Origin of the sequence: Paenibacillus anseongensis, assembly GCF_009757995.1 — a bacterium.
Classification (GTDB): Bacteria; Bacillota; Bacilli; order Paenibacillales; family NBRC-103111; genus Paenibacillus_E; species Paenibacillus_E chondroitinus.
In genome coordinates this window covers 239,577-255,276 of sequence record NZ_WSEM01000012.1, presented here as the reverse complement: position 1 = coordinate 255,276, position 15,700 = coordinate 239,577, and the positions used below count along the sequence as shown (strand labels likewise).

Sequence of the window (15,700 nt, the reverse complement as noted above, 5' to 3'; positions counted from 1 at the left end):
GATCACATATGTAGGAGGTGCCGCAATCATGGAATCGCTGTCGCACATTCTTAAATCCATGCCGAACTCGGAATGGAGACGCAAGGCCGAAGTCAAAATCAAGGCGGTCATGGATGACGCCTTAGTTCATAAGTTTCGCGAGAAGTACCCGTTTGTCGATGATTATGCCGTCAAGATTAACATGAATAAGCTGTACCAATATGTGACCGAGTACAAAACCTGCTCCAATTGCCCAGGCTTGGAGAACTGCCCGAATGATATGATAGGTCACTATACGATGCTAACTGCCGATACGGATAACGATAGAGTGTATATACATGAAGAAAAAGTGGCGTGCAAAAAGTTTACCTCCAAGCAGCTCCAGGATGCGATTTCATCTCGGATTCGTACGTTCCACGTAGATCCAAGGATGATTTCGCGCAGCTTCTCGTTTGGCGATATTCTGGAAACGGATTTGGACCGGGCGAAAGCCGTCATGCAAATCAATGATTACGTCAATCAAACCATGGAAACCGGACTGCAAACACGCGGGCTTTATTTATGCGGATCGTTCGGTACGGGGAAAACGTTCCTCATGGGCTATATGCTGCATCAGCTGGCCAAAGTGGGGATGACGGGCGCCATCGTGTATATGCCGGATTTTGCTGAGGACTTGAAAGGCATGTTCCAAGAGCCCGCTAAGCTGAAAGAGACGATCGATCTTCTGAAAGAAACGGATCTGCTTGTTTTCGACGACATTGGAGCGGAGAACCTGAACCCGTGGCTCCGCGACCATGTCATTGGGGCGATTGTGAACCATAGGATGAACAGAAAACCGACGTTCTTTACGTCCAACTATGCGCTGCATGATCTTGAGAAGCATTTCAGTTTCACGAACAAGGATGGCGACGAGGAGTACAAAGGACAACGAATTATGGACCGTATTCGTCCTTTTGTTGAGGTCGTTGAAGTGACCGGCACGAATAAACGGGGACGATCGTAGGATTCGTGGCATTCAAAAAGACCCTTCTACCACAGATAACGTGGATGGAAGGGTCTTTCTTGTATCAATGAATGTTATGATTTCTTTAGACGTTCCAACTGGGTAGTTACACTTTCAATCATTTGAACGAAGGAAGTAAGCTCCTGCGCACTAGCAGCTTGTGTACGCGCGAAGTGAGTTGTTTCCTCGGAGCCCTTCTGCACGAGTTCGAGCTTCTGAGTGATTAGCTTCAGCTTCTTCTGGATGGTGTCGAGCGCTTCCCGTGAATTCGAAGCCAGCTTGCGCACCTCGTTGGCGACAACTTCAAAGCCGCGGCCATGCTCGCCAGAGCGTGCAGCTTCAATAGCTGCATTAAGACCAAGCAGATGCGTCTGGTCGGAAATTTCTTTCATGACGGAACCCATTTTCGAGATATCTTTGATCTCATGCTGGAGTTCGTCAATGCGATGGTTGGATAAATCTTGCGATTCCGCCGTTTTTATCGCGGTATCGGCTACAGTTTGACTGCTGCCGCCAAGTTCCACCATCATGGAAGCGAGGTCCTGCACAACACTGGAGATGGTCGTCAGCATAATAGCCTGCTCGTCCACCAAGGTTTGAATTTTCAGCTTCTCATCCTGCTCGTAGGCTTCCAATACAAGTTGGCTGTCCAGGTTGAACATTTTACTTAACGCATGGAGCACTTGCGTCCACTCGTCAGGCATGATTTCTTTGAAATGCTGAGTAGCTATGTCCGTATATTTTAAATAGGTGCCCAAGTACCAGGAGGTTGTCAGGCCGATGCGGGAGTGTACTTTTCCTATGTATAAACGTTTCGTTATGTATTCATCGTCAATAAGTCCGGAGGCCATGGATAGAAAGTACCAACGCTGCGTCTCTTTGAGGCGCTCAATCGTGCTGTGCTGCTGAATAATGGCAACAAGCTCAGGGACCTGGGTGATTTCGGCATACAGTTGGTCGACCAGTTTTTCTACAACACTTTGGAAGGCTTCTTCTTTACTTTTTAATAATCGTAAGTCTGCGTTCGTTAAACCGATAAAAGAAATGAGCTTTTGGCGATCTGGATGAACTTTAATCATTTGAATCGTAAGTCCCCTTTGCAGTGTGGTCTAATGAAAAAACCGCCCTACACTAACAGTGCAAAGCGGTTGATTTATGGGCTTGTACAGGTTCTACTTCATTACTTGAATAGCAGTTGCAACGGCTGCAATGACAAACAAGATCGCGAAGAACACGCCAAATCCGATACCAACGTCCATGAAATCGTTACGCGGTTCTTCATACACGTGAAGCTCAGGGTGTTTAGGATCGCTCATGTGGTTACCCCCTAACGTCCGACATTCTAAAGTTTAAACTTAGTATACCCAAATTCCTTGAAACTTGTAAAGATAATGGAAGTGACAATTATGCAAACAATAACAGACAGGAGCGGAAAGTATAAAATAAGTCTTGACTCTAACATTAGTGTTATGGTTTACAATAAAGTCATCCTTACTTGATCAAGGAAAAGGAAAAAGGTGAAAGCCATGCGGATTAGTGAATTATCCAAGCTGACAGGTGCTAGCATTCGTTCTTTGCGGTACTACGAGGCCAAAGGGCTTATCGCAACGCAGCGCGAAGAAAACGGCTATCGGGTTTTTAATCAAATGGCTGTTGAACGCGTGAAAACTATTCAGTTTTATTTGAGCCTGGGTTTTACGACCGAACAAATTGAAAGCTTTCTAAACTGCGTCATGAAAAATCAGGAGTCGCAATGCGATGATCTGCTGCCACTCTACACGGAGAAGCTGCAGGACATTGAGCGCCAAATGGAAATGCTGCAGATGCTGCAAGCGAATTTGAAGGATCGTATAGCTTATATTGAGCAGCAAAGGCTTCAGGGGCTGCCGGTAGGCGTGCCATCCAAGTAGGTTCCAGAGCCAGCCGGATTGCTAAGTTATGGTTTGGTTGAAATGGCCTATGGGTGTGGTATACTTTACATGTTGACGTTCATCGGTAGCAATTAACTACTTGATGTTATAAATCCATTCTTAGAAGGAGGAACTATCATGGCAATCGTGAATGTTTCTGATAACAGCTTTAAAGCTGAAGTTGAGAGCGAAGGTACAGTACTTGTAGACTTCTGGGCACCTTGGTGCGGACCTTGCAAAATGATCGCTCCTGTTTTGGAAGAGCTTGATAAAGAAGTAGAAGCTTTGAAAATCGCAAAAGTGAACGTGGATGACAATCCAGAGTCCGCTGCGCGTTTCGGCGTAATGAGTATCCCAACACTGATCGTTTTCAAAGACGGACAGCCTGTTGATAAAGTGGTTGGTTTCCAATCCAAAGAAGCTTTGAAAAATGTTGTAACTCGCCATCAATAAGTTGTTTCTGAATTCGAATTAGAAACAATTGTTCGTGAGAAAAAGCTCATTTTCTGCTATGCTGAAAATGAGCTTTTTTTGTGCACGAAAGGAGATAGGAATCATGACGGAGTTTGACCATGAGCAGGAGGACGCGGCCGTCCGTGAACAGCGTCTGGAAATGATTAAACATAAGCTTTCCTTATTACCGGATAAACCTGGTTGCTATATTATGAAGAACCGCGAAGGTACGATCATTTATGTAGGGAAAGCCAAAGTGCTGAAAAACCGCGTGCGTTCCTACTTTACAGGAAGCCACGGTGCCAAGACGCAAAGACTAGTCAGCGAAATCCGCGACTTTGAATATATCATCACCTCCTCCAATGTGGAGGCGCTCATTCTCGAGTGTAATCTGATTAAGCAGCATCATCCGCGGTACAATGTACTCCTCAAGGATGACAAGACGTTCCCTTACATCAAGATTACCCATGAAGCGCAGCCGCGTCTGGAAGTCACGCGGCGGGTGTATAAGGATAAGGGCAAGTACTTCGGCCCTTATCCGAATGCTTTTGCGGCCCAGCAGACCAAGAAGCTGCTGGACCGGTTGTATCCGCTCCGCAAGTGCAAGACAATGCCCGATAAAGTATGCCTATACTATCATATCGGACAATGTCTGGCGCCTTGCGAGTATGACGTATCCGCTGAGCAGAATGAGCGGATGGTGCAGGAGATCACCCGTTTCCTGAACGGGGGACACGATGTCATTAAGGAAGAGCTGACGACCAAGATGCTGGCGGCAGCGGAAGAACTGAACTTCGAGCGCGCAAAGGAGCTGCGCGATCATATCATGAGCATCGACGCGTTGATGGAGAAGCAGAAGATCAATGCGGTTGACGCGCAGGACCGTGACGTGTTCGGCTATGCGGTGGATAAGGGCTGGATGGCGGTACATATCCAGTACATGCGCCAGGGCAAGCTCATCGAGCGGCACGTCTCGCTGTTTCCGTATTATGGCGATGAGTACAGTGACTTCATCACCTATGTCACGCAGATGTACATCGACAATCCTGCGCTGCCGAAGGAGATCTTCCTGCCTGGCATGCCTGAGGCGGAAGCAGGCGCAGCCCCTGCTGCAGCAGGCGCAGCCCCTGCTGCAGCAGACGTTGTCCCTGCTGAGCAGCCCGTGCAGTCCTCTGCCCAAGCTGAGGCTGAGATGAAAGATGTCCGCGAGGCGCTGGAATCGTGGTTGAAGGTCAAGGTCCACATCCCGCAGCGCGGACTGAAGAAGCAAATGGTCGATATGGCCAAAGATAACGCCCGCAATGCGCTGGAAGAGAAGTTCCGTCTCGTGGAGCGGGACGAAAGCCGGACGACCAAAGCCGTGGAAAACCTCGGCGAGTGGCTCGGTATGGGCAAGATTCGCCGGATCGAAGCGTTCGATAACTCGAACATTCAGGGGACGAATCCGGTCTCGGCGATGGTCGTTTTTGTGGACGGGAAGCCCGATCGCAAAGAGTATCGCAAGTACAAAGTGAAAACCGTTGTTGGCCCGGATGATTACGAGACGATGCGTGAGGTCATTCGCCGCAGGTATGAACGTGTACTTAAGGACAATCTGACGATGCCGGATCTTATCGTCGTCGACGGAGGCAAAGGGCAGATTTCCGCCGCGGTCGATGTCTTGGAGAATGAGCTTGGGCTGTACATTCCGATTTGCGGCCTGGTGAAGGATGCGAAGCATAAGACGGCGCAGTTGATGATGGGAGATCCTGCGGAGATCATTCCGCTGCCGCGGGACAGTCAGGAGTTTTATCTGCTTCAACGGATTCAAGATGAGGTCCACCGTTTCGCCATCACGTTCCACCGGGAAACGAGGGCGAAGTCCATGGTAGCCTCACAGCTCGATGCCATCCCTGGTATCGGGGAGAAGCGCAGGAAGGCACTCTTGAAGCATTTCGGCTCCGTGCGCAAAATAAAAGAGGCTGAAGTCCAAGACTTCAAGCCTCTGGGTATAGGTGAGAAATTAGCAGGCGAGATTCTCAAAGCGCTCCAAGGCGAGGCGGCGGTTCCCCAGGAATAAGGGGACCCCGCCTTTTTCCATGAAGCCAGGTTAGGAAATAGCCGACGATGGCTGGGAGCAGGAGGTACAAGATCCCGCACAGCACATCGCTTACGTGTCCTAAGGAGAAGAGCGACATCCCCATCAGGATGCTGTCCATGCAGGCATGAGCGAAAACGGCGGTAATGAAGCCATATTTGAGGAACACATAACCAAGAATAATACCGATGATGGTTACTTCGATTAATCGCGTATAGACCGGATAGATCGGATACTGGGTGTGGCTGGCCGCCCAAATCACGCTAGGAATAAGAATCGCAATGAAATTATTGCGGAACAGCTTTTTGAATAAGATAATGCCCAGCAGCCGGTAAGTGGCTTCCTCCGAAATCGCCGCAACCCAAGCCATTAAAGGGAAGAGGCGGGGTTCCACCATATTGAGCACGGAATCGGTTGGATCGTTGACCGCCCATACATCAAATTTGACATCCCCTGTATAGAACAGGACTTGTTGAATGCCAAGGATGAAAAGCGCCAGTAAGTAGCCCCGTCCCATGCCATAAAATACCTCTGTGCCATACATTTGTTCCTTCCAAGTTGGCCATTTGGGCTGCCCCATTGAATTCCATAGCCCATTGCCGGCAACAAGAGAGAAGTAGAGTGAAATGGCGAGTCCAACCGCAAGTACGTTCATGAAAATGATGGTTGCCCATGTGGCGAACTCAGCACTCGGGCCTGCGCCGCTAATCAAGCGAAAAGCAGGATACATATTAAAGTTATTGGCGATGTAAATGGCTAAGAAAATAGCCGTCAGCAGCAGTCCGCTGAGAAATCTCATTTGTTTCCGATAAATGATGACAAGGACAATGGCGGCAATGGTCATGAGAATGGAAAAGCCCATTGAAATCCAGGTCATTACGGAAGCGGAATGATCCTGCGCGTCAAGCCAATCCAGATGCGAAGCCGGCAAGCTGAAAAGTACGGTGTAGCCGACTAAATTTTTCTCATCGAATTGGGTGCGAACTTGTAATTTCGCTTCTCCCAAAGGTTGAGATTGTTTTTCATAATATAAAACCAAGCCAGAGTCTTTCTGCGCTGCGCCGTCATCTTTATCGATGGCTTTCATGTCATCGGGCTCAAGCCCGTGAGCCCGCATTTCCTGCTTGGCCATAATGTCAGCCTTCTGTTTGCTGATAAGGGCACTCTCGCTCTCAGCGTTATAGACCTCACGCCACCCGATCACGGAGCCATCCGTGTAGTTGACTTCAACTTCAAACTGACGGTTTTTCTTGGCATCACTCACGTTGACTTGATAATAGTCCAGCGGATAGCGTTTGCCAAACGCCGCGTCATAGCTTTCGGATAAATGCTCTTTCTGCAAATAGCCGCTGCGCTCTTTTTTAGACTGATACGCTACAAAAGTGTTGCTCCCCTTGATCGCATAACGCTCGCTGATGAAGGTAGAAGCATGTTCTGCGGCCTGCGCTTTGGTGATGGAAGGGTTCTCGCCCGCCGGCGCTTCTTCCGTTTGTAAGCCATACAAAGCTGTTATGCCCGCATAAAGGGCTATGCCTATACAGGCTAGGAGGAGGAGAAATCGGTTAAATTTCGGCCTTGGCATCATTCATTTCCCTTCTGAATTCACGAGTATGAAACCTTCATTTCCACGTTACCATGAGTTTTACAAGAATGCGAATTTTAGGTGGAAATACAAATCAATCAGTTATATAATACCTATATTTGCAAGTGAAGCCGAATGACTATAGTCGAGCGGGGAACGAGGTCCTATGCGTAAAAAAATAAGTGTTTGGCAGATGACACCGCCACAAATTCTGGTTCTTGGCTTCGCCGTCATCATCTTTATCGGAGCGGGGCTCCTCACACTGCCGATTGCTTCAGCGACCGGTCAATCCGTACCATTTATTGATGCGCTGTTTACTTCAACTTCAGCGACCTGCGTGACAGGACTCGTTGTTGTTGATACTGGAAGTACGTACACCATGTTCGGCCAGATCGTCATTGTCTCCTTAATTCAGATTGGGGGATTAGGGTTTATGACGATGGCTACACTGCTTGCCCTTGTTTTCCGCAAGAAAATTACCCTCAAGGAACGGCTGGTGCTTCAAGAGGCTTTCAATCAAGGGAGCATGGAAGGCATTGTCCGTTTGATCCGTAAAGTGATTATTTACTCCTTATCGATCGAAGCGATTGCGGCTGTTATTTTCACGATCCGTTGGAGCTTTGACCTCGGTTTTTCTAAAGCACTGTATTTCGGCATTTGGCATGCGATCTCCATGTTTAACAATGCAGGGTTTGATTTGTTCGGCACCGTCGATGCTCCTTTCGTTTCCTTAACTGGGTATGCAGACGATTTTGTTGTTAACTTTGTCGCCATGGCCCTTATTGTTCTAGGGGGATTAGGCTTTATTGTGATGTCGGATGCAATGGATTATCGCAAAACGAGGAAGCTCTCTTTGCACTCCAAGGTTGTACTAAGCATGACTGGCCTTCTTATCGTTGCAGGAGCTCTTATCATTTTTATATTCGAATATACAAATAACAGAACTTTAGGTTCACTTGATTTAGGCGGCAAAATACTTGCTTCCTTCTTTCAATCTGTCGCGCCGAGGACCGCAGGACCGAATACGGTGGATATTGGCGCGCTTCGCCAAGCTTCACAATTTTTCATGGTCATTCTCATGTTTATCGGGGCATCTCCAGGTTCCACAGGCGGCGGTATCAAAACAACGACATTTACCATCTTGATCGCAGCCATTGTCACGATGATCCGTGGGAAAGAGGATATTGTCATTTTCCGCTACCGTTTGGCAAAGGACCGTATCCTTAAAGCGATTACGTTAACGATGATTGCCTTATTTCTGGTTATTACGGTTACCATGCTGCTATCGACCACGGAAGATTCACAGCTGCTCAAAATCTTGTTTGAAGTCACTTCCGCGTTCGCGACGGTAGGACTAACGATGGGACTCACGCCCGATTTAACACTTTTTGGTAAAATTCTCATCAGCTTGACGATGTTTGCCGGGCGCCTTGGCCCGATCACGCTCGCTTATGCGCTTCAGCCGAAACAAGAGAAGGAATTATATAGATACCCAGAGGGTAAAATCACGATTGGATAGGGGAAGCTTAACAAATGAAGAAAACGCAATATGTGGTAGTCGGGCTTGGGCGATTCGGAGCCAGCATTTCCAAAGAGCTTATTAAGCTGGGCAATGAGGTGCTTGGCATCGATAAGGATGAGGAAGCGGTCGACGAGATGAGCCATGAGCTTACGCATGCCGTTGTGGCGGATGCCACGGATGAAGATGTGCTGAAGTCTCTGGGAGTGCGTAATTTTGATTGCGCAGTCGTAGCGATCGGGGACGACATTCAGTCCAGTATTTTAACAGCAATTGTCCTGAAAGATTTAGGGGTTAAAAAGGTGGTCGCCAAAGCCCTGTCTGAATTGCATGGGAAAGTTTTGCAGAAGCTAGGGGTTGACCGTGTCATCTATCCTGAACGTGACATGGGGATACGCGTAGCTCATCAGCTCAATTCACCGAATTTATTGGATTATATTGAAATTTCCAAAGATTATACGATTGCAGAGCTCTCCGTGCCGAAAAGGTTATGTGGTCTTACGATTAAACAATTAGATCCACGTGCCAAATACGGCTGCAGCGTGGTGGCGGTTAACAAGCAAACAGGTGTTATTATCGCGCCTACCGCTACCGATGTGGTGAATGAAAATGATGTCATGGTGATCATCGGAACGAACGATCAAATCGAAGAATTTGAAAGTGAAGTTATCCGATAAGATGGAGAATTCAACTTCCCAGCTCATTGAACATGTCATTGTGCTGCTCGTGCTCATTTTCGGATTAGGGATGTTGTTCGGGAAGGCAGCTAATTGGCTTAAACTTCCTGATGTCGCCATGTTTCTTGTAGCAGGAATGATTGCGGGACAAGCCTTCCATTGGATTAATGAACCAAGCGTCTCGTTTACGAATCAATTCATTCTCGTTATCGGCTCCGCACTAATTCTCTTTGACGGGGGACGCAATATCAAGCTCACCGGTTTGCGGCAAGTCTGGGTTACGGTCGGCATGCTTAGCATTCCCGGTGTGATCATTACCTGCTTGGCCGTTGCAGCGGCTTCGCATTTCCTTCTGGATCTGCCATGGTTGTATGCTTTACTCCTTGGGGCAATTATTGCATCAACAGATCCGGCAACGCTCATTCCGGTATTTAAACAAGTGAAAATCCGCCGCAAAGTCCGAGAGACGGTTGAAAGTGAATCGGCATTTAATGATGCGACGGCTTCCATTCTGACATTTTCGCTAATTGCAGTCATCCTGGGCACGCAGGAAGTTTCCCTGCTTTCAGGTACGCTTGATTTTGTGAAAACGGCACTTGGAGGGCTTCTGCTGGGAGCTGTTATCGGCTATGCGATGACCTTTCTTACCGCCCACTTGAAACTTGGCTTGCTGAGGGATTATGCAACGATTGCTATGGTCGTTACCTCTTTAGGAGCATATTTGGCAGGGGAAATCCTCGGCGTTAGCGGCTTTATGGCGACTTTTACAGCGGGGCTGATCTGGGGGAACGCCGGCACGTTCAAGCTTGATATGGAAGATAAGCGCCATGAAATGGAGCATTTTTCCGAAAATATTACGATTATCATGAGAATGCTAATTTTTATTCTTCTCGGCAGCCAAGTGAATTTCCCGGTCATCCTCGAGCATTTTTGGACGAGCTTGGGTGTCATCTTCGTATTTGTTTTTATCGCACGTCCGCTGACGGTGCTGGTCTGTACGTGGCCGGACCGTAAAGCGATGTGGAAATGGAATGAGATTTTATTTATGTTCTGGGTTCGTGAAACAGGTGTCATTCCAGCAGCTTTATGCGGAATGGTTGCTGGCATGGGGATTGCGCACAGTGATCTCATTGCGAGTGTCACTTTTATGGCTGTGCTGATCACCATCCTGTTCCAGGCAAGCACAACGGCTTTTGTGGCGAAAAAGCTGGGACTTGAAGTGAAGTCGGACGGGCCGGAAGCTGATGGTTCCGTCTTGTAAGTCTCAACGAGAGAATTTCGAGGCGAAGGTGGACTCCGAATGTACAAAGTATTAATAATCGAAGACGATCCTATGATCGGCGATATGATCTCCATGTATTTGGGTGAAGAAGGCTTTGAAGTCATTCGAATGGAGACGGGGCAAAAGGGGATTGAAGCGGTTAAACCGTTTGCTCCTGACGTCATTTTGCTGGATCTTATGCTGCCGGATATGGACGGACTTGAACTGTGCAGACAGGTGCGAACTACGTTGAGTGTGCCGATCATGATTGTCTCGATGAGAAATAAAGTGGTTGAACGGGTGGCTGCGCTGGGGGCTGGAGCCGATGACTATATGTGTAAGCCGTTCAGCATGCATGAAATGAGCGCTAGAGTCCATGCTTTGATCCGTCGTTCCAATTTGTATCAAAATGCGGGTGACAACACACGTATGAACCAGGCGGTACGCCACGATACAAAGCCGGAAACAGATGAGGCGCTGCTCGCGGATAAAAACAAGATTACCCTCGATCTTCAAACCCGTTCGATGATTGTTCAGGGGCAGCTGGTCGAGACGACGTATTCAGAGTTTGAAATTATGAAATGTTTCGTCAATCATCCTGGCCGTGTGTACACACGAGAGGATTTATTGCAAACCGTCCGGGGCTTCGATTCCTATGTCACCGATCGTGCGATTGATGTGCATATTGCCAATCTTCGCAAAAAAATCGAAGACAATCCCAAAGAGCCTAGGCGGATCCGAACGGTTTGGGGCGTGGGTTATAAGTTTGTCTATTAGCATAGAACCTCTAATTTGCTCGATATGCCGAGCGAATTGGAGGTTTATTTGTGCCTGGCAAAGTAGTTGATCGTTTGTTCGATGAATTTAAGGGACTCCGGGTTATCTGTTGCTTGGTCCGAGTAGATCAGCGAAGTGGTTCGTTTCGTTTGCTCTAGTTCCACTAAATAGCGCAGAATTAACTCATTATTCTGAATCAAATCTTCTCGCAGATACGACTTAGGAAGCAGCGTAGCGGTTTTGCAGGTAGACACGAGCCGTATGATCGCCTCGAAAGAATCGATTTCCATTTGGACATTAGGAAAAATCGTATACCGATGGAAGAGCTCATCCATCAGGATGCGATACCAGGTGCCTTTGGAGAAAAGAATCATCGGCAGGTCATTCAAATCGCTCATCGTAATATGGGCTCGATCAATGAATGGGTGCCCCAGCGGAAGCACCAGACAAAGATGATCATCGAACAACGGCTCGCAGTGCAGGCTCGATGCATTGATTTGGGAAGCGACGATACCGATGTCGACTTTATTTTCTTTGACCATGGTCACGATTTCATGCGTTTTGCCTGTAAGCAGTTTAATCTCCGTGAGCGGATAAACCTGCAGATAATCTGTAATCAGATCCGGCAGTGTAGCCTGCAAAGTTGTTAAACTGGCGCCAACCGTAATCGAAGAATGCGTGCCTGCGGCTTTGTACATTTGAAGGGTTTGCTTGAATTTCCGTTCCACGTGGCGAAGCTCGAGCGCATGATCGTAGCAGATCTGACCTGCTTTGGTCAGCTCAAGACGTTTTCCTTTGCGGATGAATAGCTCCACGCCTAGTTCTTCTTCCAGCTTCATAATTTTGCGTGAAAGAGCGGGTTGAGAGATATTAAGCAGCTGTGACGCTTTATTCAGGCTCACTTGTTCGACAACAACGGCGAAAACATCCAAGAGTTCCATGTAATTTTCATCTCCGTATTCATTCGTATATGCAAATTTGTTATAAGTGTATATAAAAAAACGGCACTTCCATTATAAGCGTAGAAGAGGTACGATGTACATGTCACTTTTTATTCACATTTATTGGACGACCGTGTATATTCGCTTACTAATTAGGTGTAAAATAGGCGTGGATGATTATGGGTTGACGCTCGTTTGCGGCGAGAGTAGAATGGTATGTGGCTTGTTTTGTCAGAACATGTCGGATGGTATTTATGAAATTTTGTTGAGGGGGGAATTGGTTACATTATGGGTAATTCGTATTACTTTCGAAAGATCCACTCTTTGCTTGGTGTAATTCCAGTGGGCTTCTTCCTTATTGAGCATTTGCTCACTAACTATGAAGCTACGAAGGGTCCACAAGCATTCGTGGATCAAATTAACTGGTTGAACGGTCTGCCGTTGGTCCTGCTGTTAGAAATCGTGGGCATCTGGCTTCCGCTTCTTTACCATGCCGTTTATGGACTTTATGTGGCTTATCAAGCACGTAATAACGTCTCGAACTACAGCTATTTCCGTAACCAAATGTTTATGCTTCAACGGGTAACCGGCGTTATTACGTTCCTGTTCGTAGCATGGCATTTGTTCGAGACTCGTCTGCAAGTTGCACTAGGCAATGTTGCACACGAAAATCTCGGTATGACAATGCATGACATTGCGACGAATCCCGTTATGTTTACGATTTATGTGATTGGTATCGTTTCAGCGACATTCCATTTCTGCAACGGTTTATGGTCATTCCTTGTAAGCTGGGGAATTACGGTTGGACCTCGCGCACAACGTTACTCCTCCATTATTTGGATGGTATTGTTTGTGGTGATGTCCGTGATGTTTATTATGTCTTTGACTGCATTTACAGATACTCAATTTCAAGTTCCGGTAGAAGCGCATTCGGGGCATTAAGGGAGGGTGAACAGAAGTGGCTAATTCGAAAATCATCGTCGTCGGCGGAGGCCTTGCGGGACTCATGGCGACAATTAAAGCAGCGGAGGCCGGAGTTCACGTGCAATTGTTCTCCTTGGTTCCTGTTAAACGTTCCCACTCCGTATGTGCGCAAGGCGGCATTAACGGTGCGGTGAATACGAAAGGTGAAGGGGACTCCACGTGGGAGCACTTTGACGATACCGTTTATGGTGGAGATTTCTTGGCGAATCAACCGCCAGTTAAAGCATTATGTGATGCAGCACCAGGCATCATTCACTTGATGGACCGTATGGGTGTTATGTTCAACCGTACACCGGAAGGTCTTCTTGATTTCCGTCGTTTCGGCGGAACGAAATATCACCGTACGGCATTTGCGGGTGCAACAACAGGGCAACAGCTTCTGTATGCACTTGATGAGCAAGTACGCCGTTGGGAAACAGCTGGTCTCGTTACGAAGTTCGAGCACTGGGAATTCCTTGGCTCCGTTCTGGATGACGAGAATGTTTGCCGTGGTATTGCGGCTCAAGATTTGCGCAGCATGGAGATCCAAACGTTCCCGGCTGACGCTGTTATTTTGGCAACAGGCGGCCCTGGTATTATCTTTGGTAAAACAACAAACTCCGTTATTAACACAGGTACGGCAGCAAGTGCTGTTTACCAACAAGGCGTTAAATATGCGAATGGTGAAATGATTCAAATTCACCCGACGGCGATTCCTGGCGATGACAAGCTTCGCTTGATGTCAGAGTCCGCACGTGGGGAAGGCGGTCGTATTTGGACTTACAAAGACGGGAAGCCTTGGTACTTCCTTGAAGAGAAATATCCGGCGTACGGAAACTTGGTACCTCGTGATATCGCAACACGTGAAATTTTCTCCGTTTGTATCGATCAGAAGCTTGGTATTAACGGCGAAAACATGGTTTACCTTGACCTTTCTCATAAAGATCCAAAAGAGCTTGATATCAAGCTTGGCGGTATCATGGAAATCTACGAGAAATTCATGGGCGATGATCCGCGTAAAATCCCAATGAAGATTTTCCCAGCGGTTCACTATTCCATGGGCGGTATGTGGGTTGACTACAACATGATGACGAACATCCCGGGCTTGTTCGCTGCGGGTGAGTGTGAGTATCAGCATCACGGTGCAAACCGTTTGGGCGCGAACTCCCTTGTTTCGGCTATCTATGACGGTATGGTCTCCGGTCCTAAAGCGGTTGAGTATATTCGCGGCCTAGAGAAACATGCGGATGATACGTCTTCCATCGTGTTCGATCGTGAGAAGAAACGTCACCAAGACCGTTATGAGAGCTTGCTCAAAATGAACAGCGGGACAGAAAATGCCTATGTTCTGCACAAAGAACTTGGCGACATGATGAATGCGAATATGACGGTTGTTCGTTACAATGATCGTCTTGAAGATACAATCAATAAAATCAAAGACATGAAAGAAAGATACAACAACATCAACATTACAGATACAGCTCGTTGGAACAACCAAGGGGTTGCGTTCACACGCCAACTCTGGAACATGTTCGAGCTTGCTGAAGCGATGACGGTGGGTGCATTAATGCGTAACGAGAGCCGTGGCGCGCACTACAAGCCTGACTTCCCTGAACGTGATGATGACAATTTCATGAAAACAACGATTGCCGATTGGACGCCGGAAGGTCCGAAAATCAGCTATGAAGACATTGATGTATCTTTGATTGCACCGCGGAAACGTGATTACTCCACGGAGAAGAAAAAGGGAGGACATTAATCATGGCTGAGACACTAAGCGCACAGAAAACCGTGAAGTTTATCGTGACTCGTCAAGAGAGTCCGGATTCTAAGCCTTATACCGAGGAATTTGAAGTTCCTTATCGTCCCAATATGAACGTCATCAGCGGTTTGATGGAAGTGCAACGTAATCCAAAGAACGCGCGTGGTGATAAAACTACACCAGTTTGTTGGGAATCCAACTGTCTGGAAGAAGTTTGCGGAGCTTGCTCCATGGTCATTAACGGGAAGCCGCGCCAAGCTTGTTCGGCTCTGATCGATAAGCTGGAGCAGCCGGTTCGCGTAGCTCCGATGAGCACGTTCCCTGTTATGCGTGACCTTGTCATCGACCGTGGACGCATGTTCAACGCTTTGAAGAAAGTCAAAGCATGGGTTCCGATCGACGGTACTTATGATCTTGGACCAGGACCGCGTATGGCGGAGTCGAAGCGTCAATGGGCATACGAGTTGTCCAAATGTATGACGTGCGGCGTATGTCTGGAAGCTTGTCCGAACGTCAATGACAAGAACTCTTTCATCGGACCATCTGCGCTATCCCAAGTTCGTTTGTTCAATGCTCATCCAACAGGTGAAATGAACAAAGACGAGCGTTTGGATGCACTGATGACAGATGGCGGTATCGAAGGCTGCGGTAACTCGCAGAACTGCGTACGCTCTTGTCCGAAAGGCATTCCGCTGACGACTTCCATCGCAGCATTGAATGCAGACACAACGAAACATTTATTCAAGAAATGGTTAGGTGTGTAAGAGTTAAGAATAAAGCCCGATACCCTGAGCGA

At 47.6% G+C, this 15,700-nt stretch carries 15 protein-coding genes; 11 read left to right on the top strand and 4 right to left on the bottom strand.

From position 1 onward, the window contains the following. Positions 1 to 28: 28 nt before the first annotated feature. Positions 29 to 982, top strand: a complete 954-nt coding sequence (dnaI, locus tag GON05_RS13540) for a primosomal protein DnaI (RefSeq protein WP_157319617.1) — start codon at positions 29 to 31, stop codon at positions 980 to 982. Between the two features lie 74 nt (positions 983 to 1,056). Here the strand turns inward: dnaI and GON05_RS13535 are convergent, their stop codons facing one another. Further along, a complete protein-coding gene (locus GON05_RS13535) occupies positions 1,057 to 2,061 on the bottom strand; it encodes a globin-coupled sensor protein (protein WP_157319616.1) in 1,005 nt (334 codons plus the stop codon). A gap of 93 nt (positions 2,062 to 2,154) precedes the next feature. Next, positions 2,155 to 2,298 carry a YqzM family protein gene (locus tag GON05_RS13530; RefSeq protein ID WP_157319615.1) on the bottom strand — a complete coding sequence of 48 codons (144 nt, stop codon included), beginning with the start codon at positions 2,296 to 2,298 and terminating at the stop codon, positions 2,155 to 2,157. A 210-nt stretch (positions 2,299 to 2,508) separates the two neighbouring features. Between GON05_RS13530 and GON05_RS13525 the strand changes: the two genes are divergently transcribed. From GON05_RS13525 to uvrC, 3 genes are all read left to right on the top strand, one after another. Then, a complete protein-coding gene (locus GON05_RS13525) occupies positions 2,509 to 2,892 on the top strand; it encodes a MerR family transcriptional regulator (protein ID WP_127453203.1) in 384 nt (127 codons plus the stop codon). Between the two features lie 138 nt (positions 2,893 to 3,030). Further along, positions 3,031 to 3,345, top strand: a complete 315-nt coding sequence (trxA, locus tag GON05_RS13520) for a thioredoxin (RefSeq protein ID WP_127452876.1) — start codon at positions 3,031 to 3,033, stop codon at positions 3,343 to 3,345. A 103-nt stretch (positions 3,346 to 3,448) separates the two neighbouring features. Further along, positions 3,449 to 5,404: an excinuclease ABC subunit UvrC gene (gene uvrC / locus GON05_RS13515; protein WP_157319614.1), complete on the top strand. Its 1,956-nt coding sequence runs from the start codon at positions 3,449 to 3,451 to the stop codon at positions 5,402 to 5,404. Here uvrC and GON05_RS13510 read toward each other — a convergent pair. Next, positions 5,364 to 7,007 carry a CPBP family intramembrane glutamic endopeptidase gene (locus GON05_RS13510; protein ID WP_181646393.1) on the bottom strand — a complete coding sequence of 548 codons (1,644 nt, stop codon included), beginning with the start codon at positions 7,005 to 7,007 and terminating at the stop codon, positions 5,364 to 5,366. The genes uvrC and GON05_RS13510 overlap by 41 nt on opposite strands. A gap of 163 nt (positions 7,008 to 7,170) precedes the next feature. On the opposite strand from GON05_RS13510, the gene GON05_RS13505 reads away from it, so the two are divergent. From GON05_RS13505 to GON05_RS13490, 4 genes are read left to right on the top strand one after another with little or no spacing between them, the layout of a single operon-like run. Next, positions 7,171 to 8,523, top strand: a complete 1,353-nt coding sequence (locus tag GON05_RS13505; RefSeq protein ID WP_157319612.1) for a TrkH family potassium uptake protein — start codon at positions 7,171 to 7,173, stop codon at positions 8,521 to 8,523. Positions 8,524 to 8,537: 14 nt separating this feature from the next. Continuing rightward, positions 8,538 to 9,200 (top strand): potassium channel family protein, encoded by a 663-nt coding sequence (locus tag GON05_RS13500; protein WP_157319611.1) that lies wholly within the window; start codon positions 8,538 to 8,540, stop codon positions 9,198 to 9,200. Position 9,201: 1 nt separating this feature from the next. Further along, positions 9,202 to 10,461 carry a cation:proton antiporter gene (locus tag GON05_RS13495; RefSeq protein ID WP_157319759.1) on the top strand — a complete coding sequence of 420 codons (1,260 nt, stop codon included), beginning with the start codon at positions 9,202 to 9,204 and terminating at the stop codon, positions 10,459 to 10,461. A gap of 39 nt (positions 10,462 to 10,500) precedes the next feature. Beyond that, the gene (locus GON05_RS13490; protein WP_157319610.1) at positions 10,501 to 11,238 is read left to right on the top strand and encodes a response regulator transcription factor; all 738 of its coding nucleotides are present in this window, start codon (positions 10,501 to 10,503) and stop codon (positions 11,236 to 11,238) included. 44 nt (positions 11,239 to 11,282) lie between these two features. Here GON05_RS13490 and GON05_RS13485 read toward each other — a convergent pair whose 3' ends face one another. Beyond that, complete coding sequence (locus tag GON05_RS13485) at positions 11,283 to 12,179, bottom strand: LysR family transcriptional regulator (protein WP_127452862.1); 897 nt, start codon at positions 12,177 to 12,179, stop codon at positions 11,283 to 11,285. A gap of 288 nt (positions 12,180 to 12,467) precedes the next feature. Between GON05_RS13485 and GON05_RS13480 the strand changes: the two genes are divergently transcribed. Genes GON05_RS13480 through sdhB form a run of 3 tightly spaced genes read left to right on the top strand, consistent with a single transcriptional unit; the run spans position 12,468 to position 15,668 of the window. Continuing rightward, positions 12,468 to 13,121 (top strand): succinate dehydrogenase cytochrome b558 subunit, encoded by a 654-nt coding sequence (locus GON05_RS13480; protein WP_157319609.1) that lies wholly within the window; start codon positions 12,468 to 12,470, stop codon positions 13,119 to 13,121. A gap of 16 nt (positions 13,122 to 13,137) precedes the next feature. After that, positions 13,138 to 14,901, top strand: a complete 1,764-nt coding sequence (gene sdhA, locus GON05_RS13475) for a succinate dehydrogenase flavoprotein subunit (RefSeq protein ID WP_127452859.1) — start codon at positions 13,138 to 13,140, stop codon at positions 14,899 to 14,901. 2 nt (positions 14,902 to 14,903) lie between these two features. After that, the gene (sdhB, locus tag GON05_RS13470) at positions 14,904 to 15,668 is read left to right on the top strand and encodes a succinate dehydrogenase iron-sulfur subunit (RefSeq protein ID WP_127452857.1); all 765 of its coding nucleotides are present in this window, start codon (positions 14,904 to 14,906) and stop codon (positions 15,666 to 15,668) included. The last annotated feature ends 32 nt before the right edge of the window (positions 15,669 to 15,700 follow it).